Annotated in this window: 24 protein-coding genes; 12 read left to right on the top strand and 12 right to left on the bottom strand. The window is 72.3% G+C overall.

What is annotated here, in order from left to right:
• The first annotated feature begins 2 nt into the window (after positions 1-2).
• On the top strand, positions 3-188 hold the full coding sequence (gene rpmF / locus AB9M23_RS13395; protein WP_372425055.1) for a 50S ribosomal protein L32: 186 nt from the start codon (positions 3-5) through the stop codon (positions 186-188).
• Between the two features lie 90 nt (positions 189-278).
• Here rpmF and AB9M23_RS13390 read toward each other — a convergent pair whose 3' ends face one another.
• The 4 genes from AB9M23_RS13390 to AB9M23_RS13375 all read right to left on the bottom strand — a co-directional run bounded on the left by AB9M23_RS13390 (position 279) and on the right by AB9M23_RS13375 (position 4256).
• Entirely contained in the window at positions 279-1259 is a 981-nt protein-coding gene (locus AB9M23_RS13390) for a helix-turn-helix transcriptional regulator (RefSeq protein ID WP_372425054.1), read from the bottom strand.
• Positions 1260-1291: 32 nt separating this feature from the next.
• Positions 1292-3448, bottom strand: a complete 2157-nt coding sequence (locus tag AB9M23_RS13385) for a xanthine dehydrogenase family protein molybdopterin-binding subunit (protein ID WP_372425053.1) — start codon at positions 3446-3448, stop codon at positions 1292-1294.
• Complete coding sequence (locus tag AB9M23_RS13380) at positions 3448-3957, bottom strand: (2Fe-2S)-binding protein (protein WP_372425052.1); 510 nt, start codon at positions 3955-3957, stop codon at positions 3448-3450. The genes AB9M23_RS13385 and AB9M23_RS13380 overlap by 1 nt, the downstream gene beginning before the upstream one ends.
• Positions 3958-4055: 98 nt before the next feature.
• Positions 4056-4256: a hypothetical protein gene (locus tag AB9M23_RS13375; RefSeq protein ID WP_372425051.1), complete on the bottom strand. Its 201-nt coding sequence runs from the start codon at positions 4254-4256 to the stop codon at positions 4056-4058.
• Between the two features lie 191 nt (positions 4257-4447).
• Between AB9M23_RS13375 and AB9M23_RS13370 the strand changes: the two genes are divergently transcribed.
• Complete coding sequence (locus AB9M23_RS13370; protein WP_372425050.1) at positions 4448-6232, top strand: EAL domain-containing protein; 1785 nt, start codon at positions 4448-4450, stop codon at positions 6230-6232.
• Between the two features lie 24 nt (positions 6233-6256).
• Here the strand turns inward: AB9M23_RS13370 and AB9M23_RS13365 are convergent, their stop codons facing one another.
• Positions 6257-7174, bottom strand: coding sequence for a LysR substrate-binding domain-containing protein (locus AB9M23_RS13365; RefSeq protein ID WP_372425049.1), 918 nt, complete (start codon positions 7172-7174; stop codon positions 6257-6259).
• A gap of 210 nt (positions 7175-7384) precedes the next feature.
• Here AB9M23_RS13365 and AB9M23_RS13360 point away from each other — a divergent pair, with 210 nt between their 5' ends.
• The 4 genes from AB9M23_RS13360 (at position 7385) to AB9M23_RS13345 (ending at position 11531) form a co-directional block, all read left to right on the top strand.
• Positions 7385-8119, top strand: coding sequence for an SDR family oxidoreductase (locus AB9M23_RS13360; protein ID WP_372425048.1), 735 nt, complete (start codon positions 7385-7387; stop codon positions 8117-8119).
• Between the two features lie 2 nt (positions 8120-8121).
• Positions 8122-9108 carry a DMT family transporter gene (locus tag AB9M23_RS13355; RefSeq protein WP_372425047.1) on the top strand — a complete coding sequence of 329 codons (987 nt, stop codon included), beginning with the start codon at positions 8122-8124 and terminating at the stop codon, positions 9106-9108.
• A 215-nt stretch (positions 9109-9323) separates the two neighbouring features.
• Positions 9324-10340: a fatty acid desaturase family protein gene (locus AB9M23_RS13350; protein WP_372425046.1), complete on the top strand. Its 1017-nt coding sequence runs from the start codon at positions 9324-9326 to the stop codon at positions 10338-10340.
• Positions 10341-10433: 93 nt separating this feature from the next.
• Positions 10434-11531: an ornithine cyclodeaminase family protein gene (locus tag AB9M23_RS13345; protein WP_372425045.1), complete on the top strand. Its 1098-nt coding sequence runs from the start codon at positions 10434-10436 to the stop codon at positions 11529-11531.
• On the opposite strand, the gene AB9M23_RS13340 is transcribed toward AB9M23_RS13345, so the two are convergent.
• Positions 11459-12436 carry a LysR family transcriptional regulator gene (locus AB9M23_RS13340; protein WP_372425044.1) on the bottom strand — a complete coding sequence of 326 codons (978 nt, stop codon included), beginning with the start codon at positions 12434-12436 and terminating at the stop codon, positions 11459-11461. The two genes, AB9M23_RS13345 and AB9M23_RS13340, sit on opposite strands and share 73 nt — an antisense overlap.
• 223 nt (positions 12437-12659) lie before the next feature.
• Between AB9M23_RS13340 and polA the strand changes: the two genes are divergently transcribed.
• From polA to AB9M23_RS13325, 3 genes are all read left to right on the top strand, one after another.
• The gene (gene polA, locus AB9M23_RS13335) at positions 12660-15665 is read left to right on the top strand and encodes a DNA polymerase I (protein ID WP_372425043.1); all 3006 of its coding nucleotides are present in this window, start codon (positions 12660-12662) and stop codon (positions 15663-15665) included.
• Positions 15666-15741: 76 nt separating this feature from the next.
• The gene (locus AB9M23_RS13330) at positions 15742-16269 is read left to right on the top strand and encodes a DUF488 domain-containing protein (RefSeq protein ID WP_372425042.1); all 528 of its coding nucleotides are present in this window, start codon (positions 15742-15744) and stop codon (positions 16267-16269) included.
• A complete protein-coding gene (locus tag AB9M23_RS13325; RefSeq protein ID WP_372425041.1) occupies positions 16193-16954 on the top strand; it encodes a DUF8758 domain-containing protein in 762 nt (253 codons plus the stop codon). The genes AB9M23_RS13330 and AB9M23_RS13325 overlap by 77 nt, the downstream gene beginning before the upstream one ends.
• A 181-nt stretch (positions 16955-17135) precedes the next feature.
• On the opposite strand, the gene cysK is transcribed toward AB9M23_RS13325, so the two are convergent.
• From cysK to coaBC, 4 genes are all read right to left on the bottom strand, one after another.
• Positions 17136-18116: a cysteine synthase A gene (gene cysK / locus AB9M23_RS13320; RefSeq protein ID WP_372425040.1), complete on the bottom strand. Its 981-nt coding sequence runs from the start codon at positions 18114-18116 to the stop codon at positions 17136-17138.
• 77 nt (positions 18117-18193) lie between these two features.
• Positions 18194-18649, bottom strand: coding sequence for an RrF2 family transcriptional regulator (locus tag AB9M23_RS13315; RefSeq protein ID WP_372425039.1), 456 nt, complete (start codon positions 18647-18649; stop codon positions 18194-18196).
• Between the two features lie 56 nt (positions 18650-18705).
• Entirely contained in the window at positions 18706-19158 is a 453-nt protein-coding gene (gene dut, locus AB9M23_RS13310; protein WP_372425038.1) for a dUTP diphosphatase, read from the bottom strand.
• Complete coding sequence (gene coaBC / locus AB9M23_RS13305; RefSeq protein WP_372425037.1) at positions 19155-20393, bottom strand: bifunctional phosphopantothenoylcysteine decarboxylase/phosphopantothenate--cysteine ligase CoaBC; 1239 nt, start codon at positions 20391-20393, stop codon at positions 19155-19157. Before coaBC ends, dut begins: the two co-directional genes overlap by 4 nt.
• A gap of 218 nt (positions 20394-20611) precedes the next feature.
• Between coaBC and AB9M23_RS13300 the strand changes: the two genes are divergently transcribed.
• The 3 genes from AB9M23_RS13300 (at position 20612) to AB9M23_RS13290 (ending at position 22181) form a co-directional block, all read left to right on the top strand.
• The gene (locus AB9M23_RS13300; RefSeq protein WP_372425036.1) at positions 20612-21121 is read left to right on the top strand and encodes a L,D-transpeptidase; all 510 of its coding nucleotides are present in this window, start codon (positions 20612-20614) and stop codon (positions 21119-21121) included.
• Positions 21122-21445: 324 nt separating this feature from the next.
• The gene (locus tag AB9M23_RS13295) at positions 21446-21829 is read left to right on the top strand and encodes a hypothetical protein (protein ID WP_372425035.1); all 384 of its coding nucleotides are present in this window, start codon (positions 21446-21448) and stop codon (positions 21827-21829) included.
• 100 nt (positions 21830-21929) lie between these two features.
• Positions 21930-22181: a hypothetical protein gene (locus AB9M23_RS13290; RefSeq protein WP_372425034.1), complete on the top strand. Its 252-nt coding sequence runs from the start codon at positions 21930-21932 to the stop codon at positions 22179-22181.
• Between the two features lie 25 nt (positions 22182-22206).
• On the opposite strand, the gene AB9M23_RS13285 is transcribed toward AB9M23_RS13290, so the two are convergent.
• Together AB9M23_RS13285 and ribB are read right to left on the bottom strand one after the other, a co-directional pair.
• A complete protein-coding gene (locus AB9M23_RS13285) occupies positions 22207-23439 on the bottom strand; it encodes an MFS transporter (protein WP_372425033.1) in 1233 nt (410 codons plus the stop codon).
• Positions 23440-23542: 103 nt separating this feature from the next.
• Positions 23543-24622: a 3,4-dihydroxy-2-butanone-4-phosphate synthase gene (gene ribB, locus AB9M23_RS13280; protein ID WP_372425032.1), complete on the bottom strand. Its 1080-nt coding sequence runs from the start codon at positions 24620-24622 to the stop codon at positions 23543-23545.
• Positions 24623-24660: the final 38 nt, after the last annotated feature.

Below are 24660 nucleotides of genomic sequence, written 5' to 3'. Positions count from 1 at the left end.
CAATGGCCGTTCCGAAGAGAAAGACCTCGCCGTCCAAGCGCGGCATGCGCCGCTCCGCCGACGCGCTGAAGGCCCCGACCTACGTCGAGGACAAGGATTCCGGCGAGCTGCGCCGCCCGCACCACATCGACCTGAAGACCGGCATGTACCGCGGTCGCCAGGTGCTGACGGTGAAGTCCGAGGACTGATCCTCCTCGGGCGACCGATATCGGGCGCGCGCCGTCGCGTCGCCCCTCGTTCGGCAGGCAGCGGCCCTGGACCAGGGGCCGCTGTTCGCGTCAGCGGGCCCCCGCCCGCGTCGGCTTCGCCTTGATTTTCCGGTATTCCGATGGCGTGAAGCCCAGCCGCTTCCGGAACGCGCGGCTGAAATGCGGCGGGTCCGTATATCCGGCGAGCAGGCCGACGAGGCCGATCGGCGTCTGCGTCTCTGTCAGGAGGCGCGAGGCCTCCTGCACGCGCGCCTCTGCGATGGCCGTCGAGAGCGACAGCCCGTCGGCGGCGAGCCTGCGCTGCAGCGTGCGCTCGGCGAGCCCGAGGTCGTCGGCCAGGCCCTGCAGCGACCAGGGCCCGGCCGGGTCCTCGGCGAGGCGCGCGAGCACGCGTGCGGTCGATCCGCGCGCCGACGCCTGGGCCGCGCCGAGGGGCACCGTCGGCGTCGGGGAGGTGGGCTCCGCGCGCCAGCGGAGCCGCCAGCGGTGGGTCTGCACGGGGCCCCCGGTCGTGGCGATCCGCGCGGGGGCGATCTCGGTCCCGTCCTCCTGCACCAGGATCAGGTCCACCGGCCCGCAGCCGCGCTTGTCCAGGAGACCGACGAGGAGGCCGGCGACGAGCAGGTCCTCCGCCGGATCGGGCGGCTCTCCCCGTTCGGAGACGTGCGCCAGGACGAGGTCGCGACTGCCGGCCCGCTCCGTACGGACGCGGTGGCGGGAGTGGACGTAGCGTTCGAGGCGCTGCCAGCGCCCGATCAGGTCGGCCCCGGTCGGCGCGGCGAGCAGCATGTGCAGGATCGGGTCGAACGGCGCGTGGCGGATGTCCGTACCGATCGCATGGACGGTCCCGAGGCCGTGATCCTCCGCGATACGGCGCAGCAATCCGCGCTTCGCGTCCAGAGCGATCAGTGCGCCGGGCGCAGGCGGCTGCGCGTCCGCCACGTCGAGCCGGCGTCGCGCCAGCGAGGCGCGCACGAAGCCCACGAGGGACGCGCTCGCGAAATCCTCCACCTCGACCCCCTTCATTCGCCCGGCGGTCCGCTCGACCATCGGCCTTCCGACCCTAGCCGATCTGCGTGCGATCATCCGCGGCTCGGATCGTGAGGCAGCCGCGTCACGGTGCGGCCCGTGATCGCCGCGATGGCGTTGGTGATCGCGGCCGGCGCGGCGACGATGGCGGTTTCGCCCGCGCCGGAGGGCGGGTCGCCTTCGTCGACGAGATCGATCGTCATCGACGGCACGTCGGTCGAGCGTGCGATCGCGTAGTCCGTGAAGTTGCCGGCGGCCACGCGGCCGTCGGCGAGCTCCAGGCGCTCGTGCAGCGCCGTGCCGATGCCCCAGACGAGGTTGCCCTCGATCTGCGCGCGCACGCCGTCCGGATCGATCACGAGGCCGCAATCGTGCGCGCACCAGAGATGCGTGACGCGCGGCCGAACCCCCTCGAGCCTCACCTCGGCCACGACCGCGGCGAACGATTTCTCCTTGTAGACGCCGCAGGCGACCCCGTAGCCGAGCTCCGGTGTGGCGCGGCGTTCGCTCCAGCGCGACAGTGTCGCGACACGTGCGAGACACCGGGCGAGGCGCGCCGCATCGGGGCCGAGATTGGCGAGCCGGAACGCGAGGGTGTCCTGCCCTGCGGCCCGCGCCAACGCGTCGATCGCCGTCTCCACGGCCCAGACGTTCGGGGCCGCGCCGAGCCCGCGCCAGGGGCCGGTGTCCACCGGCAGGCGCACGTCCTCGAAGCCGACGTGGAGCGCGCCGATCGCGTAGGGGGGAACCGCGCCGCGCGCGACGCCCGGGTCGGCGACGAAGGAGGTCGCCCGCTGGAGCAGCGGCCCCATCGCCGCCGACGTGAAGACGACGTGCCCCGAGCGGAAGCGATGACGCCACGCGGCGATCCGTCCCTCCGGAGTCAGCCGGGCCTCGATCCGGTGCGTGGACGGCGGCCTGTGGAAGGCATGTCCGAACTCGTCCTCGCGGCTCCAGCGGACCTTCACCGGGAGCCCGGATGCGCGGGCGAGGCGCGCCGCTTCGAGCTCGACCGTGCAGATCGTGCGCCCGCCGAAGCCGCCGCCGAGGCGCTGCCCGTGAACCACCACGCGCGCCTCGTCGAGGTCGAGCGCATCGGCGAGGACGCGCCGGACGAAGGTCACGTCCTGCGAGCCGGTCCACACCTCCAGCCGCCCGTCCAGGAGGCGGGCGACGGCGCTGCGCGGCTCCATCGCCGCGTGCGCCGCCATCGGCACCTCGAGCCGCAGCGCGACGTCGAACGGCGCCTCGTCGTCGACGGGATCGTCGCGCAGGCCGTGCTCGGAGCCGCCGTCGGGATGATCGCGATCGATGTCGACCGCTGCGTCGATCTCCGGCTGCGAAGCCCGCGTCCCGCCCGACCATCGCGTCTCGACGAGTGCCAGCGCGCGTTCCAGAGTGCCCTGCGTGCGCGCGAGGATGCCGGCGAAGGCTCCGTCCCGCCGAAGGCCGATGTAGCCGGCCAGGTCCCGCGCCGCACCGTCGTCGACCCACTCGAGCCGCGCGCCGAGGCGGGGCGGGCGCAGGACCGCGCCGAAGACCATGTGCGCCAGGCGGACATCGTCGGCGAACAGCGGCCGAGCGCCGGTGATCAGGGCGCGGATGCCGTCCGGCTCCTGAGCGGTACCGATCACCGACCGGGCACTCGTGGGATCGAGGCTGCGCGCGGTGGCGCCGTCCACCGCCTCGGCATCGAGCACCAGCGGCGCCCGGGCGAGGTCTGCGAGGGGAACCGCGCGTCCGTCCTCGGCGAGGGCGGCGTCGCCCAGGATGCGGATCTCTCCGACCGGAACGCCCAGCGCCGCCGCAGCGCGCCGCCGCGCCGCCAGCGCCAGCGCCGCGCAGGCCTTCGCCAGCAGCGGCGCGAAGTCCGCGATCGAGTCGGACCCGACGGTGGCGCGGGACGGCGGCATGCGATCGGTGCGCGGGTGGACGAAGGAGACCCGGGCGAAGCCGACGCCCGTCTCCTCCGCCGCGATCCGGCGCAGGGCCGTCGCGATCCCCTGACCCATCTCGGCGCGGGGCGAGGCGATCTCGACCGTGCCGTCCGGCCTCAGGCTCGCCCAGAAAGCCGCATCCGCGGTCGTCGGCGGGCGCCTGTGCGGCAGCGGGGGCAGCCCGGCGCGGGCGCCGCCCCACGCAGCGACGGCGACGATGCCGGCGGCGCTCCACCCGAGCGCCGCGAGAACCCGGCGGCGCGACCACCCCATCACGCGCCCTCCCGCACGAGAACCCGGGCGCGGGCGATCGCGCGGCGGATGCGGTCGTGCGTCCCGCACCGGCAGAGCACGGTGTCCAGGGTCGCCGCGACCTCCTCGGAATCGGCCGGCGGTGCCGCGCCCAGGAGCGCGGCGGCCGTCATGATCTGGCCGTTCTGGCAATAGCCGCATTGCGGAACACGCTCCTCGATCCAAGCGCGCTGGACCGGATGCAGGCCGTCCGTCCGGCCGGCGCCGAGCCCCTCGAGGGTCACCACGCGACGGGCCGCGACGTCGCCGGCCGTGAGCAGGCAGGAGCGTTCCGCGCGTCCGTCGACGTGGACGGTGCAGGCGCCGCAGGCCCCTACACCGCAGCCGTAGCGCGGACCGCGCAGGCCGAACGCGTCCCGCAGGACCCAGAGGAGTCGATCCTCGCGCATGGCTTCTGGAATCGACGCGCGCGCGCCGTTGATCTCGAACTCCATCGTCACCTCCGGCGGGTCGCGGGCGGACCCGATCATCGAAGGCTACGGCGTTCTGCGGGCGGGGCTTGAACGATCGCGCCAGAATCGGACGCGTCGGGCTCCAGGCCGGTGTCGGGGTTCGGATGCGCCCGGGCTCAGAGGCTGCGCGACCAGCCCGGCCGTGCGCCGGGCGCCGCCGTCGCGCCGTACCGCGCCGCGCCGTCCGCCGGCTCGGCGCGGCGGCGCTCGCGATAGGCCGGCAGCCGCCGTTCGCAGGCGATGAGCTGGGTGAGGAAGCCGGCGTCGGGACGTCCGGCGGCCGCGCGCGACGTTCGCGCCCGCGGCTCCAGAGGCACGAGCGCGCGGCATTCGGTCCCTCGCGTTAATGTCTCGTTATGCAACGCCGCGGCCTCCGATGTGGACGACGCCTCCTTGCTAGCAAGTCTCGCGCCGTTCTTCACCCTTCGTTAACCCTCCGCTCCCATCGTCGTCGCCGAGAACCTGCGCGCGCGGGCTCGCGCGGCGACGGGCGGGGGACGGGGACGTCATGGAATTCGAGGGAGCACGCCCCGGCGGCGCGAGACGCGAGACCGGCCGCAGCGAGGCCGGAGCGAAGCCCGCCGCGTGCCGGCCCGAGCGTGCCCGCGGCCCCCTCGACCCGCGCTCGGTGCTCACCTCGATCGGCGAGGTCGTCTACGACTGGGACGTGGGAAGCGACGCGCTCGCCTGGAGCGCCAACGCCCCCGAGGTCTTCGGCCTGCCCGACCTGGCGCCCTTCGCCACCGGTGCGGCCTTCGGGCTCGCCTGCGAGGACATCGGCGGGCGCACGCGACACGACGCCGTGCTCGACGCCGGCCGGGTGGAGAGCGCGCAGGCTGCCTCCGGCGCGGGCGTGCCCTATCGCGCCACCTACCTGCTGCGCCTGCCCGCCGCCGCCCGCGGCACCCACGGCGCCGCCGCGGACGGCTGCGTCCAGGTGGAGGACACCGGCCGCTGGTACGCGGATTCCGAGGGCCGCCCGGTCTTCGCCCACGGCGTGCTGCGCCTCGCCCCGGTCGCGCGCGAGGCGCAGTCGGGTCCCGACACGCGGGCGGCCTTCCTCGCGCAGATCGGCCGTGACGTCACGGCCGCGGCGCGGGCGAACCGCCCGATGACGCTCCTCGTCATGTCGATCGAGGGCCTCGAGCGGCTCAACGAGGAGCACGGCTTCGAGGTCGCGGACCTCGCCATCGAGGAGGCGATGCGCCGCGCGGCGGTGGTGATGCGCCGCCGCGACGTGTTCGCGCGTTATGCCTCGAACCGCTTCGGCGTCGCGCTCCTGTCCTGCACCCTCGATCAGGCGCCGATCGCCGCCGAGCGCCTGCGTGCGGGCGTCGAGGGCGCGCCGCTGCAGACGCCCCGCGGCCCGGTCTCCGTGCGCGTCGCCATCGGCGCGGCGAGCGCCCCCGACCACGCGAGCGAAGCGGCGGGCCTGCTGCGCCGGGCCGAGGAAGCGCTCACCGCGAGCCGCCGCACCGCCGCCGGCTGGCAGATCTACCGCCCCGGCACGCTGCGCGGCGGGCCTGCGCCGCGGGCGGGGCGCGAGCTCGACGTCATCGCCGCGCTCAACGAGCGCCGCGTCGTCGCCGCCCGCCAGCCGGTGGTCGAGGCCGGCGGCACGCGCCGCGTCGCCTTCCACGAGGCGCTCGCGCGAATCCGCGAGGAGGACGGGCGCATCGTCGGCGCCGCCGACATCATCCCGCTCGTCGAGCGCGCCGGGCTCGTGCCCCTGCTCGACGCGCGCGTGCTCGAACTCGCGGCCCGCCGGCTCCTCGCCCATCCCGAGGAGCGCCTGTCGATCAACCTCTCGCCCCTCACGCTGGAGACGCCGGACTGGCTCGGCATCCTCGCCGCGACGCTGGGCGCGCATCCGGGCGTCGCCGAGCGGCTCATCGTCGAGGTGACGGAAACGGTCGCCGTGCGCGATCCCGACGCGACCCGCGGTCGGCTCGACGCGATGAAGGCGCTGGGCGTCGCCATCGCCCTCGACGATTTCGGGGCCGGCCACACCTCCTTCCGCCACCTGCGCGACTTCCCCGTGGACCTCGTCAAGATCGACGGCGCCTTCGTCCAGAACCTCGCCCGCTCGCCGGACGACCGCTTCTTCGTGCGCACCCTGATCGACCTCGCCCACCACCTCGGCATCCCCACCGTGGCGGAATGGGTCGAGACCGAGGAAGCCGCCGTCATGCTCGCGGGCTGGGGGGTGGACTACCTCCAGGGTGACCTGTTCGGGGCCGCGCGGGTGGACGCGCAGGCGGCGGATGTCGCGCCGAGGGCCGCGGTGGCCTGAGGGCGCCGCGAGGCCGGGCCGCGCTCACCGGGCGTTCTCGGCGGCCTCCTCGACGAGCCAGGCGCGCATCGCCTCGACGGGCTCGGTGCGCCGGCCCGGCGCGGCGACGACCCAGAGGCCGGCGGCGCTCGCGAGCACCCGCTCGGGGCCGAAGGGCGCCGCGAGGCGGCCCTCGCGCAGGTCCGAGGCGACGAACGGCTCGGGGGCCAACGCGACGCCCTGGCCGCCGAGCGCCGCGTCGAGGGCGAGCGTGGTCTGGCTGAAGCGCAAGCCCCGGCTCGCGTCGATCCCGCCCGCGCCGAAGGCGGCGAGCCAGGACGGCCACAGGGCGTGCGCGTCGTGCAGGAGCACCGCGCCCGCGAGCCGCGCCGGACCTCCGGCGAGCCCGTGCCGGTCGGCGTAGGCCGGGGTGCAGACCGGCACCAGCGGCAGGCTCTCGAGCCGGTCCGCCACCAGTCCCTCGAAGGGCGCGACCCCGTAGCGCACGCCGAGATCGGCCTCCCCGCGCGGGCCGATCCGCACGCGCCGCTCCACCGCGAGGATGCGCACGTCCACGGTCGGATGGCGGCGCGTGAAGCGCTCGAGCCGCGGGACCAGCCAGCGGGCGGCGAAGGTCGGCGGCACGCTCAGCGTCACCGCCGTGCGCCGGGCCGCGGGCGCCGCCGCGCTCGCCGTCGCCTGGCCGATCAGCTCGAAGGCGCGCCGCACGGGCTCGACGAAGGCCTCGCCCCGCGTGGTGAGCGCGAGCCCGCGGGCGCGGCGCTCGAACAGCGGCTCGCCGAGCACCGCCTCGAGCGCCCGCACCTGCTGCGCGACGGCGCCCTGGGTGACGCCGAGCTCCTCCGCCGCCGCCGCGAAGGCGCCGAGCCGCGCGCTCGCCTCGAAGGCACGCAGGGCGTTGAGCGGCGGCATCGGGCCGAAGGGCGAGGGCTTGAGCGTCATGGTGGGCTCCTCGGCTCCCTCTCGCCGGGGTCTCGGCGGCGGTCTCGGCGGCCGTCTCGGCGGCCTCGTCCCCGGCCGGGTTCCGGGCCGGGGGGCCGCCGGCGGCCCGACAGATAATCTCTCGCGCCGCATGCGTGCTTCTCTCGCGACAGGCGGCCGCGACGTACCCCCAATTGAACAGCACATCGAGATGCATGGAAAGAGGCCGTGATGACATCCAACGAAGCACGGGCGAAGGCAGCGGACGCTCCGGTCGCCATCGTCACCGCCGCGGGCCGCGGCATCGGGGCGGGGATCGCCCGCGAGCTCGCCGGCCGCGGCTGGCGGGTCGCCGTCATGTCTCCCTCCGGCGCCGCGCAGGCCGTGGCCGCCGAGATCGGCGGCCTCTCGGTCGTCGGCTCGGTGACCGAGCCCGACGACATCGAGCGCCTCGTCGCGGCCACGGTCGAGCGCTGGGGGCGCGTCGACGCGGTGGTCAACAATACCGGCCATCCCCCGAAGGGCGACCTCGTCGGCCTCTCCGACGAGACCTGGCGGCACGGCTTCGACCTCGTCGTGCTCAGCGTGACGCGGCTCGCGCGGCTGACGACGCCGCTGATGCTGAAGCGCGGCCGCGGGGCGATCGTGACGATCTCGAGCTTCACGGCGCGCGCGCCCGATCTCGCCATGCCGGTCTCGTCCACCCTGCGCGCCGCGCTCGGCGCCTGGACGCGCCTCTACGCCGAGCGCTACGCCGAGCACGGGATCCGCGCCAACGCGATCCTGCCGGGATTCGTGGATTCCTACCCGCTCGACGAGGCGCGCCGCGCGGCGATCCCGGCGGGCCGGTACGCCACCGTGGCCGAGGTGGCCCGCACCGCCGCCTTCCTCGTCTCGGACGAGTCGTCCTACATCACCGGCCAGAGCCTGCTCGTGGACGGCGGCCTCGTGCGCGCGAGCGCCTGACCGTGGCCGCCCCACTCTCCGCCGCGCCCGACGCGGCAGCCTCCGGGGGCATCCGCGTCGCGGCCGCCCTCGGCGTGACCGTCTTCCTCTGGGGATCGGTCTTTCCCGCCATCCGGCTCGCCATGGAGGCCTTCGATCCCGCGCAGATGGCCGTGGCGCGCTACGCGACCACCTCCCTCGTCCTCGTGGCGGCGGCCTTCGTCTGGCGGCCGCGCCTGCCGCGCGGCGCGACGGACGTGGCGCTGCTCGTCGCGCTGGGCTTCTTCGGCGTGTTCGGCTACGCGCTCGCCCTCAACATCGGCGAACTCACGCTCAGCGCCAGCGCCGCGAGCCTCGTCTACAACGCGACACCCGTCTTCACCGCGATCCTGGCGCTCGCCTTCCTGGGCGAGCGCATGGGCCGGCGCGGCTGGGCGGGGATCGGCCTCGCCTGCGTCGGCGTCACGGTCATCGCCACGAACGCGAGCGAGGGCGTGCGCTTCACCGCCGGCGCCTGGTTCGTGCTGCTCGCCACGTTCTTCCAGGCCATCGCCTTCGTTCTCACGAAGCGGCTCCTGGCGCGCGGATGGGGCCCCTTCGAGCTGACCGCCTACAGCATCTGGATCGGCACGCTGCTGCTCCTGCCCTTCGGCCACGAGGGCGCGAGCCTGATGCTGTCGGGGACCGTGCCGCTCCCGTCGCTGCTCGCGGTCCTGTACCTCGCGACGCTGCCGGGGCTCGCCGCATACGTGCTGTGGTCCTGGGCGCTGCGCTCCGTTCCGGCGGGTCGGGCGGCGGGGCTGCTCTACCTCCTGCCCGTCGTGGCGACGGCGCTCGAGGTGCTCTACTGGGGCATTCTGCCGGGATACGGCGTGCTGCTCGGCGGCATGGTCACCATCGCAGGCGCCGCGCTCACCAACGCCGCGCGCCTCGGCCCCGAGCGGGCGCCGCGGGAGCCCGCGCCGCCGCCCTCGCTGGCGGCCGCGGCGGCGCAGCCCTGGCGCAGCTAGCCGGGTCGCAGCCGAGCCGCAGCCGCGTCCCGCGCGCGAGCCGACGTCCCGCCCGAAGGCGGGGCGTCGGCTCCGCCGTGCGCGACGAGGAATACCGATCATTAGAAGCGCTGATGCGTAATATATAACTTCTGATTTTACATTGCGTGGTTTTACGTAGGTGATTCTACGTAGAGAGATGCGGGGTCCCACTCACCGCCGAGGATCTCCGAACCATGGCCGATACCGACCTTCTCGTCGCCGCGACCGCCGCGACCGCGCCCTCCGCCCGGACCGTCCCGGCCCAGGCCGCCTCCGCCGAGGCCGTCCGCGAGACCCGCCTCGCCGCGCTCCAGCGCACGCCCGCGCGCTTCCTGCTCGTCTACGGCTTCGCGCTCGGCGTCATCGTCGCCGCCGGGAGCGTGATCGCGCTGCGCGACGCGATCCCGGCGCCCTGGAGCGTCCCGGCCGTCCTCGGGGCGATGCTCGTCCTGGGGCTGTTCTACGCCCACTTCACGGAGCTGCAGCACGAGCTCCTGCACAACCACGCCTTCCGCTCGCAGGGCCTCAGCCGCGCGCTCGGCATCCTCTGCGGGCTGCCGATGCTGAGCTCCTACGCGCACTACCGCTACTCGCACCTGCGCCACCACGCCCGGCTCGGCACCCCGGAGAACGAGGAGTTCTTCGACTATCCCAAGCGCGGCCTCGACTCCCCGCTGAAACTCGCGCTCGCCGCGCTCTCGCCCGGCCGCTTCGTGGCGCTCGCCGGCCGCATCGTCGACGCGTGCCTCGGGCGTCCCGTCGAGGGTGTGCGCAACGAGCGCACCGCCGCGCAGATCCGCTCGGAGTACCGGCTGTTCGGCCTCGTGATCGCCGTCGCGATCGCCTACACGGTGCTCACCGGCGACCTGTTCTTCGTGCTCGCCTGGCTCGTCCCGCTCGTCCTCGTCGCCGAGCCGGCGCACTACCTCATCGAGCTGCCGGAGCATTTCGGGCTCGACGTCTACGGCGAGCCGGATCCGGCGCGCAACACGCGCACGATCGAGGCGAGCGCGCTCGCCCGCTGGTACACGAACGGCAACAACCTCCACACGATCCACCACATGGTGGCGGGCATCCCGATGGGCCGCTGTGCGCAGGCGCACGCGCGCCGCCGCGACGAGATGCGGGTCGTCGAGCCGTCCTACTGGTCCTTCTACCGCAAGGTGATGAGCGGCGAGATCCGCCCGATCGCCGCCGGCGACCAGCGCTGACCCGCCGCGGGGCGGCGCCCGCCGCCCTGCGCCTCCACGAACCCGACGGGCGCACCGAGACGGGCGCGCCGTCGCCACCAGAAAGGCTCCGACATGTCCCAGCGACCCACCATCATCCTCACCGAGCGCGACATCGGCGCGATCGTCTCGGCCGTCGGCCTCGACGCGCTCATGGACGAGACGATCGTCGGCCTGCGCGAGGCCTTCCGCACCTTCGGGGACGGCGCCGTGGCGATCCAGAAGCGGACCGGCTTCGTCTACGACACCCCGGAGCCGGGGCTCGTCGAGTTCATGCCGTGCTACCGGCGCGACCGGAACGTCTGCATGAAGGTGGTGGGCTACCACCCCGGGAATCCCTTCCGGCGGGGGCTGCCGACGATCGTCGCCACGAACAGCCTCTACGACGTGGTGGACGGTCACCTCCTCGCCATCGTCGACGGCTGCTTCGCCACGGCCCTGCGCACCGGAGCCGCCTCCGCGGTGGCGACCGAGATCCTCGCCCATCCGCAGGCGCGCACGCTCGGCATCGTCGGCGCCGGGGCGCAGGCCGTCACGCAGCTGCACGCGCTGTCTCGGATCCACCGCTTCGCGGAGGTGCGCGTCGCGGATCGCGATCCCGCCGTCCTCGCCGACTTCCCGCGCCGCGTCGCGCGGCTGGGCCTGCGGGCGATCCCCTCCTCCCTCGACGCCGTGCTCGAGGCGGCGGACGTGCTGGTGACGGCCACGTCGGTCGGCGTGGGTGAGGGTCCGGTCTTCTCCGATCGGCCGCTCGCGCGCCACCTGCACGTCAACGCCGTCGGCTCCGACATCCCCGGCAAGTTCGAGCTGCCGCGCGCCCTGCTGGAGCGCGCGTACATCACGCCGGACTACGCCGCGCAGGCGGTGGTGGAGGGCGAGTGCCAGCAGGTGCGCCCGGGCGAGATCGGCGCGGAGCTGCACAGCCTGGTGAAGGCGCCCGAGACCTTCGCGTCCCTGCGCGAGGCGACCACGGTGTTCGACTCCACCGGCTGCTCGCTGGAGGACCACGTCGTCACCGAGATCCTGGCCGCGCACGCCGCGCGTCTCGCGATCGGCGAGCGGCTCGTCATCGAATCGGGCAGCTGCGACCCGATGGATCCCTACGCCTTCCCGGACGCGGCGGTCTCGGCGCCCGCCTGGACCCCGGCCCTGGCCCGCCCGGCGGCGGCCTGAGGCGCCGCGCCCGGGGGCGGCGCGAAGGTGCCCTCGAGCCAGACGAGGAGCGCCGCGAGGCGCTCGTCCTTCGCGTCCGTCGTGCGCGTCACGAGGTGGTAGCCGTGCGTCCCCGGGATCGGCTCGTGGGGGAGCGCCACGAGCCGTCCCTCGGCCAGGTGCAGGGCGGCGAGGCTGCGCTCGATGAGGCCGATGCCGCGTCCGTTCAGGACGGCCCGCAGCGCGAGATGCTGCTGCCCGAGCTGCAGCCGCTCGCGGGCGCGACGCACGACGTCCGCGCCCGCGACGTCGTCCCAGCTCGGGTGGCAGCCGTCGCCGGCGGCGCCGCTGTCGACGAGGCTGTGCCCGGCGAGCCCCGCGAGCGGGTCCGGCCCCTTCGCGGGCATGCCCATCGCGACGACGTAGGCGGGGCTCGCCACCGGCAGGTAGAAGCTGCGGGCGAGCTCCACCACCTCGAGGCGACGGTAGTCGCCGCGGCCGAAGCGCAGCGCCGCGTCGTGGGCGCCGGTGTCGAGGTCGCGCACGAGGTCGGTGCCGTCGACGACGAGCCGCGCCGGCGCGATCCGCAGGAGATCGAGGCGCGGCAGCAGGATCTCCGCCGCGATGGCCCCCGTCGTGGTCAGGCGCAGGTCCGCGGCGGGCGTGCGCTCCGCGGCGGCGAGCGTCGCGGCGATCTCGCCGAAGCCCCGGCGGATGGCGGTCGCCAGCGCCGCGCCGCGCGGCGTGAGCACCACCGTGCGCAGGCCGCGCTCGAACACCTTGTAGCCGAGATGGTCCTCGAGCGCGCGCACCTGCTGGCTCACCGCCGCCTGCGTGACGCGCAGCTCCTCCGCGGCGCGGGTGAAGCTGCCGACGCGCGCGGCCGCTTCGAAGCTGCGCAGGCTGTTCAAGGGTGGCAGCCACATCGGCGTCTCCGGGAAGTTTCGCCAATATTACTATTATCGGTTTCTTTCAGGATCGGGAGGACTACGCATCGGGCGCGCGACGACGGAAACGGCGGTGCAACACCGGGAACGCCCGGGAGGCGGAGATCCTGCGCCGACCCGGAGCGACGCGATCTTCCGAGACGATCGCATCGGCTCGGAAGATGCTCTAGGGTGCGCGCCGCAGACCGCACGGAGCTCCGCCATGACCGCCACAGCGACCCCTCAGACCGGCCAGGACGCATCGGCCCCGCTCGGCGCCGGCGACACGCTGATCCTGGTCGACGGCTCGTCCTTCGTGTTCCGCGCCTTCTTCCAGTCGATGAACCAGGACGCGCGCTACAACTATCGCTCGGACGGCCTGCCGACGGGGGCGCTGCGCATGTTCTGCGTCAAGCTCCTGCAGTTCCTCGAGAAGGGCGCCGCCGGCATGACGCCGACGCACCTCGCGATCGTGCTCGACAAGTCGGAGGGCTCGTTCCGCCGCGAGGTCTACCCCGAGTACAAGGGCCACCGACCGGACGCGCCGGAGGACCTCAAGGCGCAGATGCCGCTGATGCGCGACGCGGTGCGCGCCTTCGGGCTCGAGCCGATCGAGCTCGAGCGCTACGAGGCCGACGACCTGATCGCCGCCTACGCCAAGGAGGCCGCCGCGCGCGGGGCGGACGTGCTGATCGTCTCGGCCGACAAGGACCTGATGCAGCTCGTCGGGCCGAGGGTGCGCTTCTTCGACTTCGAGAGCGGCATCAAGGGCAAGCCCGGCTACCGGCCCGAGCGCGATCTCGACGAGGCGGCGGTGACCGAGCGCTGGGGCGTGCCGCCCGGGCGGATCGCCGACGTTCTCGCGCTGATGGGCGACACCTCCGACAACGTGCCCGGCGTCCCCGGCATCGGCCAGAAGACCGCCGCGCAGCTCGTCGTCGAGTACGGCGACCTCGAGACGCTGCTCGCGCGCGCCTCCGAGATCAAGCAGCCCAAGCGCCGCGAGACGCTGATCGCCAACGCCGACGTGGCGCGGCTGTCCAAGCGCCTCGTCCTGCTCGACGACGCTGCGCCGATGCCGGTGCCGGTCGACGACCTGCGGCTCGGCGCCTTCGACGCACGCCGGCTGATCGCCTTCTTCAAGGCGATGGAGTTCACCACCGTGACGAAGCGCGTCGCGGCGGACCACGGGATCGACCTCAACGAGGTCGAGGCCGACCCGGCGCTCGCCCGTGCGGGAGGGGTCGCGCCCGGCGACGGTGCCGGCTCGGACGTGTCGGGCGGGGCCGAGGCCGCCGGGACGTCCGCGAAGCCCGCGGACGAGGACGCGACGCCCGCGCGGGTCGTGGCGCTGCGCCTGAAGCAGGCGACGGACGTGAAGGTCGACCGGGACGGCTACGAGCGCGTGACGACGCTCGACCGCCTGCGCGCCTGGGTCGAGGAGGCGACGGCGGCGGGCGTCGTCGCCTTCGACACGGAGACCACCGCGCTGGAGGCGCACAAGGCGGATCTCGTCGGCGTCTCGCTCGCCACCGGCCCGAGCCGGGCCTGCTACGTGCCGCTCCAGCACCGCGACCCGGAGAGCGACCTCTTCTCCGGGACCGGGCTCCTGCCCGACCAGATCCCCGTCGCGCAGGCGCTCGCGCTGCTGCGCCCGATGCTCGAGGACCCCGGCGTCCTCAAGGTCGCGCACAACATGAAGTACGACTGGCTGGTGATGCAGCGCCACGGCGTCGCGGTCGCGCCCTTCGACGACACGATGCTGATGTCCTACGTGCTCGACGCCGGGCGCAACAACCACGGCATGGACGACCTCGCCCAGCGCCATCTCGGCCACACCTGCATCGCCTATGCCGAGGTCGCGGGCTCCGGCAAGGCGCAGGTGTCGTTCGACCGCGTTCCGATCGACCGGGCGACGACCTACGCCGCGGAGGACGCGGACGTGACGCTGCGGCTGTGGCGGGTGCTGAAGCCGCGGCTCGTCGCGGAGGGGAAGGTCACCGTCTACGAGACGCTGGAGCGCCCACTGCCCGCGGTGCTCGCGCGCATGGAAGGCCGCGGCATCAAGGTCGACCGTCAGGTACTGAGCCGGCTATCTTCCGATTTCGCCCAGACCATGGCCCGGCTGGAGGAGGAGATCCAGCAGGACGCCGGCGAGCGCTTCTCCGTGGGCAGCCCCAAGCAGATCGGCGAGATCCTGTTCGGCAAGCTCGGGCTGCCCGGCGGCAAGAAGACGCCGTCCGGCCAATGGGCGACCCCGGCCGCCGCGCTGGAGGAGCTCGCCGAGGCCGGGCACGAGTTGCCGGCTAAGATTCTGGAATGGCGGCAGGTCCAGAAGCTCAAGTCCACCTACTCGGATTCGCTGCCGGGCTACATGGACGAGGCCGGCCGGGTGCATACCTGCTTCTCGCTCGCCGCCACCACGACGGGCCGGCTGTCGTCGTCGGACCCGAACCTCCAGAACATCCCGGTGCGCACCGAGGCGGGCCGCAAGATCCGCACGGCCTTCATCGCCGAGCCGGGATACCGCATCGTTTCCGCCGACTACTCGCAGATCGAGCTGCGGCTCCTCGCCCACATCGCCGACATCCCCCAGATGCAGGCGGCCTTCGCCGAGGGCGTCGACATTCACGCGACCACCGCGTCCGAGATGTTCGGCGTGCCGCTCGACCAGATGACGCCGGACCTGCGCCGGCAGGCGAAGACGATCAACTTCGGCATCATCTACGGCATCTCGGCCTTCGGGCTCGCGGCGCGGCTCGGCATCCCGCAGGGGGACGCCGCGGCCTTCATCAAGCGCTATTTCGAGCGCTTCCCCGGTATCCGCGCCTACATGGACGAGACAAAGGCCTTCTGCCGCGAGAACGGCTATGTCACGACCCTGTTCGGGCGGGTCTGCCACTACCCGGCGATCCGCGCCGGCAACCCGGCGGAGCGCGCGGGCGTCGAGCGCCAGGCGATCAACGCGCCGATCCAGGGCTCGGCCGCCGACATCATCCGCCGCGCCATGACTCGCATGGAGGACGCCCTCGTCGAGGCGAAGCTCTCCGCGCGCATGCTCCTCCAGGTCCACGACGAGCTCGTCTTCGAGGTGCCGGAGGACGAGGTCGAGGCCATGCTGCCGGTGGTGGCGAAGGTCATGGAGGACGCGCCCCACCCCGCACTGACGCTGAAAGTGCCGCTCGCGGTCGAGGCGCGGGCGGCGGGGAACTGGGACGAGGCGCATTGAGGGAGGCTCAATCTGTCGACCAGTACGCAAGGCTCTTGTAAACCTCGCGAGTGGATTGTCGAGACCCGGAGGCCGCATGCATACTCTGTTCACGATCGGCTATGAAGGGACCGACATCGATCGGTTCATTGAAACGCTGATCATTGTCGGCATCGAAACCGTCGCCGATGTCCGAGCCGTGCCCGTATCCAGAAAGAAGGGGTTTTCGAAGAACAAGCTGTGCATCGCATTGGCCGAGAGGGGCATCGCCTACAGGCACTTTCCCGAGCTGGGCGATCCCAAACCGGGGCGTGAGGCTGCGAGGTCCGGCAGGATGTGCGAATTCGAATCGATCTACCGGGCACACCTGGGGACAGCCGGAGCGATCGAGGGCTTGCGCGCTCTCAGGTCGCTTGCAAGCTGTACAGCGACTTGCCTTCTTTGCTTCGAACGCGACCCCAGGAATTGTCATCGGTCCATGATTGCTCACGAGTTGCGTTCGTGCAATATATCGTCATTCGACTTATTCGGAGACGAGCCGAATCGTTATGTCCGTCACGCTCATGCCTTGCCGAGTGGTCGTGCTCGTGAAAGCGATTCCGCACCCCAGCCGCAGATACGGTGAAACGGTTTGCTGTGCAGGCGTCACTGTCGACCGGTATTGGAAGCGGCTGTTCCCTATCCGCTTCCGCCGTATGAAGGAGAAATTCAGCCGGTGGGATTGGATAGATTTCCGGTATTCGGTCCCGCGAGACGATCGAAGACCTGAGAGCTGTCGTGTCGCTCACGAATCTCTCTTTGTCTCGGGGCGTCTTCCTTCCAAGGAACGAGCCGCATTTCTCGAACCCCTCGTTCGCCCATCGTGGAAACTCGCGGCGAATGCGGGCGAGACATTGGCGCTAATTCGCCCTACGAATGTGCGCTTCTATCATCGCAGAAAATCGCGCGACGCAATCGCGAACGAGCGAGAGGGATACGAGCGGGCGATCGCCCAAGGAGATATCTTCGAACGTGAGGATCTCACGGCGCTCGAACCGATTCCGTACGTGTTCCGATTTCGCTACTCCGACGCCGACGGCATTCACCACGGCACGTGTGAGGATTGGGAGACGAACGCCACATTCTGGAAATTTCGAAGGGAACGCAGTGAACAGGAAGCACTGACCTACCTTAATCAGGTATACAACGAAGAATATCCCCGTCGCGGGGTCGTGTTTGCCATGGGCAACACGAAGACGCGCCCGCAGACATGGTTACTGCTCGGTGTCATCCGCTTGGACGAGCCGAAACAGCTAGGCCTGGACCTTTGAGGTAAGTTCTGACTGTTGTCGGAAGCCGCCCAAGCCTCGGCTTTTCGCAGAAGTCGCGCCCACGCAATGAACGTATGCGCCGTAGCAGGAGTACCCGTGAACTCCCGTCCCCACTCGTCGCGTAATCCGGGGTGACGATCCTGTCACCCCGGATTGCGATACCAAACCCCGCGGCTCGCCCTCACAACCCCTCGAACAGTGCGCTCGAGATGTAGCGCTCGGCGAAGGAGCAGGCGAAGGTGACGATCGTCTTGCCCTTCATCTCGGGGCGCGCGGCGATCTCCAGCGCGGCGGCGACGTTGGCGCCCGTCGAGATGCCGCCGGGGATGCCGTCGGCGCGCGCCAGCGCGCGGGAGGTGTCGAAGGCCGTCTGGTTGCCCACGGTCACGACCTCGTCGATGAGGTCGCGCTCCAGGATGTCCGGCACGAAGCCCGCGCCGATGCCCTGGATCTTGTGCGGGCCGGGCTGGCCGCCGGAGAGGACCGGGCTGTCCTCGGGCTCGACCGCGATCACCCGCACGCCGGGCTTGCGCGCCTTGAGCACCTTGCCGACGCCGGTGATCGAGCCGCCGGTGCCGACCGCCGAGACGAGCACGTCGACCGCGCCGTGCGTGTCGTTCCAGATCTCCTCCGCCGTCGTCACCCTGTGGATGTAGGGGTTCGCCGGATTCGAGAACTGCTGCGGGATCACCGCGCCGGGGATCTCCTGGGCCAGCTCCCTGGCGCGGGCGACGGCGCCCTTCATGCCCTGCGGCCCTGGCGTGAGCTCGAGCTCGGCGCCGAGGAAGGCGAGCATCTTGCGCCGCTCGAGCGACATCGTCTCGGGCATGACGAGGATCAGCCGGTAGCCGCGCGCGGCGGCGACGAAGGCGAGCGCGATGCCGGTGTTGCCGGACGTCGGCTCGATCAGCGTGGCGCCGGGCGCGATGCGCCCCTGCGCCTCCAGATCCTCGATCATGGAGACGCCGATGCGGTCCTTCACCGAGGCGATCGGGTTGAAGAACTCCAGCTTGAGCAGGATGTTCGCCTCGATGCCGCGCTCCTGCGGCAGCCGCGCGAGGCGCACGAGCGGCGTGTCGCCGATGGTCTGGGTGATCGAGTCGTAGACGCGGCCGCGCCCGTGGGTGCGCGGCGTCTCGTCGGTGCGTGCGGTCTCGGCCATGAGAGCCTCCGTGTTTCGGTTCGGCCCCCTCTAGCCTATTTTACGCGTGAAGTCGCGCTTGTTTTCGAATTCACATGTCAGATGGCGAAATCGAGCGCGCCGTCGCTGCTGGCGCCGGGCTCCTTGATCGCGTCGGAGCGAGTGCACAGGTCCTCCACCGTGATGGCGTCGAGCTCGCCGAGGAAGGCCTCGCCCGCACTCCTGACCACGGGGCCGACGACCTCGTCGACGAGCTGGCTCTCGGGCAGCGGCGGCAGCCCGTCCTCGCCGGTGACGCTCATCGCCGCGCGCACGATGTCGCCGGCGGTGATCCGCCGGCGCTCCTTGGCCAGCTCGTAGCCGCCGCGCGGGCCGCGCACGCCCTTGAGGATGCCGAAGCGCACCAGCGCCTGGAGCACGGTCTCGAGGTGGCGCGGCGGCAGGTTGTGGCGCTGCGCCAGCACTTTCGCCGCCACCGGCGTCGGGCGTGCGTGGAGCGCGATGTCCACCACGGCGGCGATGGCGAGCAGCGAACGGCGTGACAGCAGGATCATGACGGCGAACCCCTCGTGCGGCCGTTCGGCCGTTCGTTTCCCCCGATCGCCGGCGCTCAGGCGCCGGTCGACCCGAATCCCCCGCCCGCGCGGGGCGTCTCCCCGAGCGCGGCGACCTCGATCAGCGTCGCCCGCGCAACCGGCGCGATGACGAGTTGCGCGATGCGCATCCCCCGGGTGATCCGGAACGGCGCGTCGCCCAGGTTGACGAGGAGCACCATGACCTCGCCGCGATAATCCGCGTCGATCGTGCCCGGGGCGTTGAGCACGGTGACCCCGTGATTCGCCGCCAGCCCGGACCGCGGCCGCACCTGCGCCTCGTAGCCTTCCGGCAGCTCGAGCGCGAATCCGGTCGGGACCAGGACCCTCTCTCGAATCCCCAGCTCGAGATACGTAGTATGACTGATCGCCGCCAGCAGGTCGAGCCCCGCCGCACCCTCGGTCTCGTATTTCGGCAATGAAAGATCGCCGCAATGCGGCAGCCGCTCGACGCGAATGGTCGCAGTCACGGGGTTCCCTCCTGTCGCGCCGCGAGCAGCGCCGCGATGCGGTCCACGAGGCGGCGTGCGACCTCGTCCTTGCCGGCGCGCGCCCAGCTCTCGACGCCGGCCGCATCGACGAGGTGGACCGTGTTGTGGTCCCCGCCCATCACCCCGCCGCCCGCGGCGGAGACGTCGTTGGCGACGACGAGGTCGCAGCCCTTGCGCGCGAGCTTGGCGCGGGCGTTGGCGATCACGTCGTCGGTCTCCGCCGCGAATCCGACGACGAGGGCCGGGCGTCCGTCCGTGCGCTGCGCGACGCCGGCGAGGATGTCCGGGTTGAGCGCGAGCGCGAGGGGGGCGGGTGCGCCGCCGTCCTTCTTGCGCTTGGACGGCGCCTCCTCGGCCGCACGCCAGTCGGCGACCGCGGCGGCGAAGATCCCGACGTCCGCCGGCAGCGCCGCCTCGACGGCGGCCTCCATCTCGCGGGCGGTCTCGACGCGCACGACGGCGACGCCCGGCGGGTCGGGAACCGTCACGGGGCCGGAGACGAGCGTCACCCGCGCGCCGGCGGCGGCGGCCGCGGCGGCGATGGCGTGGCCCTGTTTGCCGGAAGAGCGGTTGGCGATGTAGCGCACCGGGTCGATCGGCTCGTGCGTCGGCCCCGACGTGACGAGCACGTGCCGGCCGGCGAGCGGCCCGGCCGTCGCGGGAATGCGCGCGCCGAGGAGCGCTTCGAGAGCGTCGGCGATCTCGAGCGGCTCCGCGAGCCGCCCGGGGCCGCTCTCCGGCTCCGCCATCGGCCCCGCGTTCGGGCCGACGACGGCGACGCCGTCGGCGCGCAGGGTCTCGAGGTTTCGGCGCGTCGCCGGGTGGCGCCACATGGTGGGGTTCATCGCAGGCGCGATCAGGATCGGCGCCGTCGTCGCGAGCAGCACGGTGGTCGCGAGGTCGTCCGCCTGGCCGCTCGCCATGCGCGCCATCAGGTTCGCGGTCGCCGGCGCGACGACGACCGCGTCCGCCTCCCGTGCCAGCCGGATATGGCCGATGGCCGCCTCGTCCTCCCGGTCGAACAGGTCGGTGAAGGCGCGCTCCCCCGACAGCGCCGCCGCCGCGAGCGGCGTCACGAAGCGCTGCGCGCCCTCGGTCAGCACGCAGCGCACCCGCGCCCCGCGCTCGCGCAGGCGGCGGATCAGGTCGAGCGCCTTGTAGGCGGCGATGCCGCCGCCGATGACGAGGAGGATGCGGGTGCCGTCGAGGGTCATGTCGGCCGTGGCGACTGTTGTCGATCGATCTGTAGCACGCGCATGCACCCGAGCGGAACGCGGCCGGACGCGGATGCGCGCAATTCGACGCGTCTGGTGAACGCTCCGCCGACCATGCCGCGCGATTGAGCCTCTCTCAACCACGTTCCCTCACCCGCTGCTGGCGGCGATCGCGCGAGAACGCTCCCCCGTCACGCACCCGGGGGAGGCCCGACGCCATGCAGCGTCTCACCATGATCCTCGTTCTCGCCGCCTGGTTCGCCTTCGCGCCGGCGCCGCTGCAGGCGCGCGAGCGCGTCGCCTTCGATCTCGACGTGCCCGCCGGCACGATCGTGGTGCGCGCCTCCGAGCGCGCGCTCTATCTCGACCTCGGCGACGGCACCGCGATCCGCTACCGCGTGGCGGTGCCGCGCGCCGACAAGATGTGGACCGGCTGGCGGCGCATCGACGGCAAGCACGTCGCCCCGGCCTGGACGCCCCCGCCGGACGTGCGCCGCGACATGCCGCACCTGCCCGACCTCATCCCCGGCGGCCACCCCTCGAACCCGATGGGGGCCGCCGCCCTCACGCTGGACGACGGCCTCACGGCCATCCACGGCACGACGCGCACGATGCGCGCGTCCATCGGCTCGGCCGCTAGCTACGGCTGCATCCGCATGCGCGACGAGGACGTGCTCGACCTCATGCGGCGGGTGCGGGTGGGGACGCCGGTGGTGATGGTGCGATGAGGGTGGGCATTCATTCAGGCGCGGCGCCTTGCTCGCTCCTCGAAGCATCATGCCCGAGGGTGCCGACGTGCTCGCTCCAGGCAAGGGCTTCGCCCTCCTCCACTTCGTTCCGGCCCCTTCGGGGTGCCCTCCGCTGCGCGCGTCGGCCATGCTCAACGCATGACGGCTCCGAGGGAATGACGTGGCCCCGACTCTCCAAGGGAATTGCAGGTTTGGAGTTGCTTCTAACGTAAAGGGCTGGCAGTCGCATTCTCCGCTGTCTGCTGCATGCAAAGCTGGCCCGCTCACGCTATCCTCCCCCGGGACGCCGCAAGGAGATCGCCCATGCGACACGCTGTTCGCGCATGCATGACCGCCATCGCTCTTGGCGCTGCACTCGTCCCGGCCGTCGCCGACAGCCGCCCGGGAAACTGGCGTGAGCTGACGGTCCAGTACTGCACGGCGTTTCAGGCCGGGATGCTGTGCAACAGGCTCAAGTGGCGCGGCGACACCGAGACGGCATTCATGGCGAAGCACGGGTTCGCACCAAGAGGATACCCGCCGCAGCACGAGGTCACGCGCGTTTGCATCAGCGCGATGGTTGGCGTCGAGCCGGAGAACTGTGAAGACGCGTGGCGCCGGTTCGGGTGCTCCGGGACCGAGCATGCGCGCCTCATCCAGGAGAACGCCGCCACCGTCGCCGACCCGATCCTCTGTCGCTACGACTGATCCTCAGCTAGTCGCTCGGAGCATCAGGCTCTCGAGGAGACCTCGTCAGGCTGCTGGTGCTATGGTGCGGAGTCGATTTTCGATCCTGCGGGAGGGCGACATGAGCGGCGGATGTGTTGCGATCGAGCTGCCGTCCGAGGTGTTCGAGCTCGCTCGGCGGATGGCAGCGCGCGACGGTCTCGATGTCGTGGCCCTGCTCACCGAGCTCGTGACACGGCACGCCGAATACGTCGATACGCTTTCTGACGTGGAGTCGCCGAGGTGGCAGCCTAGCCCCGATCGATACGAGCTCCAGCGCGACCCCGGCGAAGGCGGCGAAGACTTCGAAGAGCGCCTGTCGCTCTTCAGGTGACGGTGGCGCAGCCGGGCGCCACCCCTCACGCCGCCGCGAGCCGTCTCCCGCGCCGCACGAGCAGCATCGCGATCACGCCCATGTTCAGCAGGTTCCAGGCGAGCCCGTTCAGGAAGGCCGGCGCGTAGTCGCCGGACGCGTCGAAGATCGCGCCCGAGAGCCAGCCGCCGAAGGCCATGCCGAGGATGGTGGCCATCAGCACGAGGCCGACCCGCATGCCGGCCTCGGCCGGTGCGAAGTACTCGCGCACGACGATGGCGTAGCTCGGCACGATGCCGCCCTGGAACAGGCCGAACAGGGCGGAGACGACGTACAGCGCCGCGAGCCCGTCGACGAGCATGTAGAGCAGGAGCGCGAAGGCCTGCAGCGTCGAGCCGATCAGCAGCGTCGCGAGCCCGCCGATCCGGTCGGCGACGAAACCGGACGCGATGCGGCTGACGATGCCGAACAGCATCATCAGCGAGAGCATCTGCGCCCCCACCCCCGCGCCGAAGCCGAGCTCGGTGCAATAGGCGACGATGTGCACCTGCGGCATCGCCATCGCCACGCAGCAGGCGATGCCGGCGACGAAGAGGAGCGCGGTGAGCGCGTTCGTCGAGAGCCCGAGCGCCGCGCGCCCGGCGGGGACGACGTGCGCCGTCCCCGCGTCGCCGAGAGGCGCACGGCGCCGCAGGGAGAGCGCGAGCGGCACCATGCCGACGAGGAGGATGCCCGCGATGACGAGGTGCGCCGTGCGCCACCCGGTCGTCTCGACGAGCGCCTGCACGATCGGCGGCCAGATCGCGCCGGCGACGTAGTTGCCGGACGCGCAGATCGCCACCGCGATGCCGCGCCGCCTGAGGAACCAGTGCGAGATCTCGGCGATCAGCGGCCCGAGCGTCGCCGACGCGCCGAGCCCCACGAGCCCGTGGGCGAGGATGAAGACCGGCAGGCTCGGCGCCGCCGCGCTCGCGACGTAGCCCGCGGCGAGAAGGCCCGCGCCGGCGAGCAGCGGCGGCACGATGCCGGTGCGGTCGGCGAGCCGCCCCATCGTCACGCCGCCGCCGGCGAAGGCGAGCATCAGCACCGTGTAGGCGAGCGACGAGGCCGCGCGGCTCGCCTCGAAGGCCGCCTCCACCGTGGGCAGCACGACGACGATCGACCACATGCCCACGCCGCCGAGCGACGACAGGCACACGGCGAGGGCGAGCCGGATCCAGGCTGGGCGGCCGTCGATCGCGTCCGCGGAGGCGCGGGTGGGGGTGGAGGGTGCCTTCATCCCGCGAGCGCTACCACGGGAACGCGCCCGCGGCGAGGGCGCCGCCTGCCGAGGCGGCCGTGCGCGAAGCCGCGCCCGCCCCCTGCGCGCCCGCCCCGCACGCTCATCCGTCGAGCGGCACCGTCTCCTCCAGCGCGATTCCGAAGCCGGCGAGGCCGACGTAGGAGCGCGACGAGCTCGCGAGATTGCGGATCGAGGTGACGCCGAGGTCGCGCAGGATCTGCGCGCCGAGCCCGACCTCGCGCCAGGCGGCGTTGCGTTCGGCCTCCGAGCGGCTCGCCTCCTCGGAATAGGAGGTGAGCGGCACGCCCGCAGTGCCCTCGCGCAGGTAGACGAGCACGCCGCGCCCCTCCGTCGCGAAGCGCGCGAGGGCGCGGTCGACGGCGCCGGTGGGGCCGAACACGTCGTTGACGACGTTGGCGCGGTGCAGGCGCGCGAGCACGCCCTTGCCGTCGCCGACGCGGCCATGCACGACGGCGAAGTGCTGCACGGCGTCGAAGGGCGTGGTGTAGGCGTAGCCCGTCATCGGCCCGTGGCGGGTCTCGACGGGGAACGTGCCCACCCGCGTCACCAGGCTCTCCCGGCGCTGGCGATAGGCGATCATGTCGGCCACCGAGACGCGCCTCAGGCCGTGGCGCTCGGCGAAGGCGACGATCTGGTCTCCCTTCATGACCGTGCCGTCGTCGTTGGCGAGCTCGCAGATCACGCCGACCTCGGGCAGGCCGGCGAGCCGGCACAGGTCGACGGCGGCCTCCGTATGGCCCGAGCGCATCAGCACGCCGCCCTCCTTGGCGACGAGGGGGAAGACGTGGCCCGGGCGCACGAAGTCCTCCGCGCCCATGTTGCCGTTGGCGAGCGCGCGCACGGTGTTGCAGCGCTGCTCGGCCGAGATGCCCGTGGTCAGCCCGTGGCGGACGTCGACCGAGACCGTGAAGGCGGTGCCGAGCGGCGCGTCGTTCGAGGCGACCATCGGGTCGAGCCGCAGGCGCTTCGCCTCTGCCGCCGTCACCGGCGCGCAGACGATGCCGCAGGTGTTGCGGATGATGAACGCCATCTTCTCGGGCGTGCACAGCGAGGCGGCGACGATGAGGTCGCCCTCGTTCTCGCGGTCGTCGTCGTCGGTGACGATGACGATCTCGCCGCGGGCGAAGGCTTCGATGGCGTCGGTGACCGATTGGGGCATGATGTCTGCTCGTCGGCGGGCGGATGTGCCGCGCGGGT

The sequence above is a fragment of the Salinarimonas chemoclinalis genome, from assembly GCF_041514305.1.
Classification (GTDB): Bacteria; Pseudomonadota; Alphaproteobacteria; order Rhizobiales; family Beijerinckiaceae; genus Salinarimonas; species Salinarimonas chemoclinalis.
The sequence above is the reverse complement of the archived record's forward strand: the minus strand, read 5'-3'. Positions and strand labels throughout refer to the sequence as shown.

Excerpts from the sequence above, each read along its gene's own strand:
- AB9M23_RS13370 (WP_372425050.1), top strand. The coding sequence starts at position 4,448 with ATGGAATTCGAGGGAGCACGCCCCGGCGGCGCGAGACGCGAGACCGGC.
- AB9M23_RS13290 (WP_372425034.1), top strand. The coding sequence starts at position 21,930 with ATGAGCGGCGGATGTGTTGCGATCGAGCTGCCGTCCGAGGTGTTCGAG.
- AB9M23_RS13360 (WP_372425048.1), top strand. The coding sequence starts at position 7,385 with ATGACATCCAACGAAGCACGGGCGAAGGCAGCGGACGCTCCGGTCGCC.
- AB9M23_RS13330 (WP_372425042.1), top strand. The coding sequence starts at position 15,742 with ATGCATACTCTGTTCACGATCGGCTATGAAGGGACCGACATCGATCGG.
- AB9M23_RS13295 (WP_372425035.1), top strand. The coding sequence starts at position 21,446 with ATGCGACACGCTGTTCGCGCATGCATGACCGCCATCGCTCTTGGCGCT.
- AB9M23_RS13285 (WP_372425033.1), bottom strand. The coding sequence starts at position 23,439 with ATGAAGGCACCCTCCACCCCCACCCGCGCCTCCGCGGACGCGATCGAC.
- AB9M23_RS13385 (WP_372425053.1), bottom strand. The coding sequence starts at position 3,448 with ATGGGGTGGTCGCGCCGCCGGGTTCTCGCGGCGCTCGGGTGGAGCGCC.
- polA (WP_372425043.1), top strand. The coding sequence starts at position 12,660 with ATGACCGCCACAGCGACCCCTCAGACCGGCCAGGACGCATCGGCCCCG.
- ribB (WP_372425032.1), bottom strand. The coding sequence starts at position 24,622 with ATGCCCCAATCGGTCACCGACGCCATCGAAGCCTTCGCCCGCGGCGAG.
- cysK (WP_372425040.1), bottom strand. The coding sequence starts at position 18,116 with ATGGCCGAGACCGCACGCACCGACGAGACGCCGCGCACCCACGGGCGC.
- AB9M23_RS13340 (WP_372425044.1), bottom strand. The coding sequence starts at position 12,436 with ATGTGGCTGCCACCCTTGAACAGCCTGCGCAGCTTCGAAGCGGCCGCG.
- AB9M23_RS13315 (WP_372425039.1), bottom strand. The coding sequence starts at position 18,649 with ATGATCCTGCTGTCACGCCGTTCGCTGCTCGCCATCGCCGCCGTGGTG.
- AB9M23_RS13390 (WP_372425054.1), bottom strand. The coding sequence starts at position 1,259 with ATGGTCGAGCGGACCGCCGGGCGAATGAAGGGGGTCGAGGTGGAGGAT.
- AB9M23_RS13325 (WP_372425041.1), top strand. The coding sequence starts at position 16,193 with ATGTCCGTCACGCTCATGCCTTGCCGAGTGGTCGTGCTCGTGAAAGCG.
- AB9M23_RS13380 (WP_372425052.1), bottom strand. The coding sequence starts at position 3,957 with ATGATCGGGTCCGCCCGCGACCCGCCGGAGGTGACGATGGAGTTCGAG.
- coaBC (WP_372425037.1), bottom strand. The coding sequence starts at position 20,393 with ATGACCCTCGACGGCACCCGCATCCTCCTCGTCATCGGCGGCGGCATC.
- AB9M23_RS13350 (WP_372425046.1), top strand. The coding sequence starts at position 9,324 with ATGGCCGATACCGACCTTCTCGTCGCCGCGACCGCCGCGACCGCGCCC.
- rpmF (WP_372425055.1), top strand. The coding sequence starts at position 3 with ATGGCCGTTCCGAAGAGAAAGACCTCGCCGTCCAAGCGCGGCATGCGC.
- AB9M23_RS13300 (WP_372425036.1), top strand. The coding sequence starts at position 20,612 with ATGCAGCGTCTCACCATGATCCTCGTTCTCGCCGCCTGGTTCGCCTTC.
- AB9M23_RS13365 (WP_372425049.1), bottom strand. The coding sequence starts at position 7,174 with ATGACGCTCAAGCCCTCGCCCTTCGGCCCGATGCCGCCGCTCAACGCC.
- AB9M23_RS13345 (WP_372425045.1), top strand. The coding sequence starts at position 10,434 with ATGTCCCAGCGACCCACCATCATCCTCACCGAGCGCGACATCGGCGCG.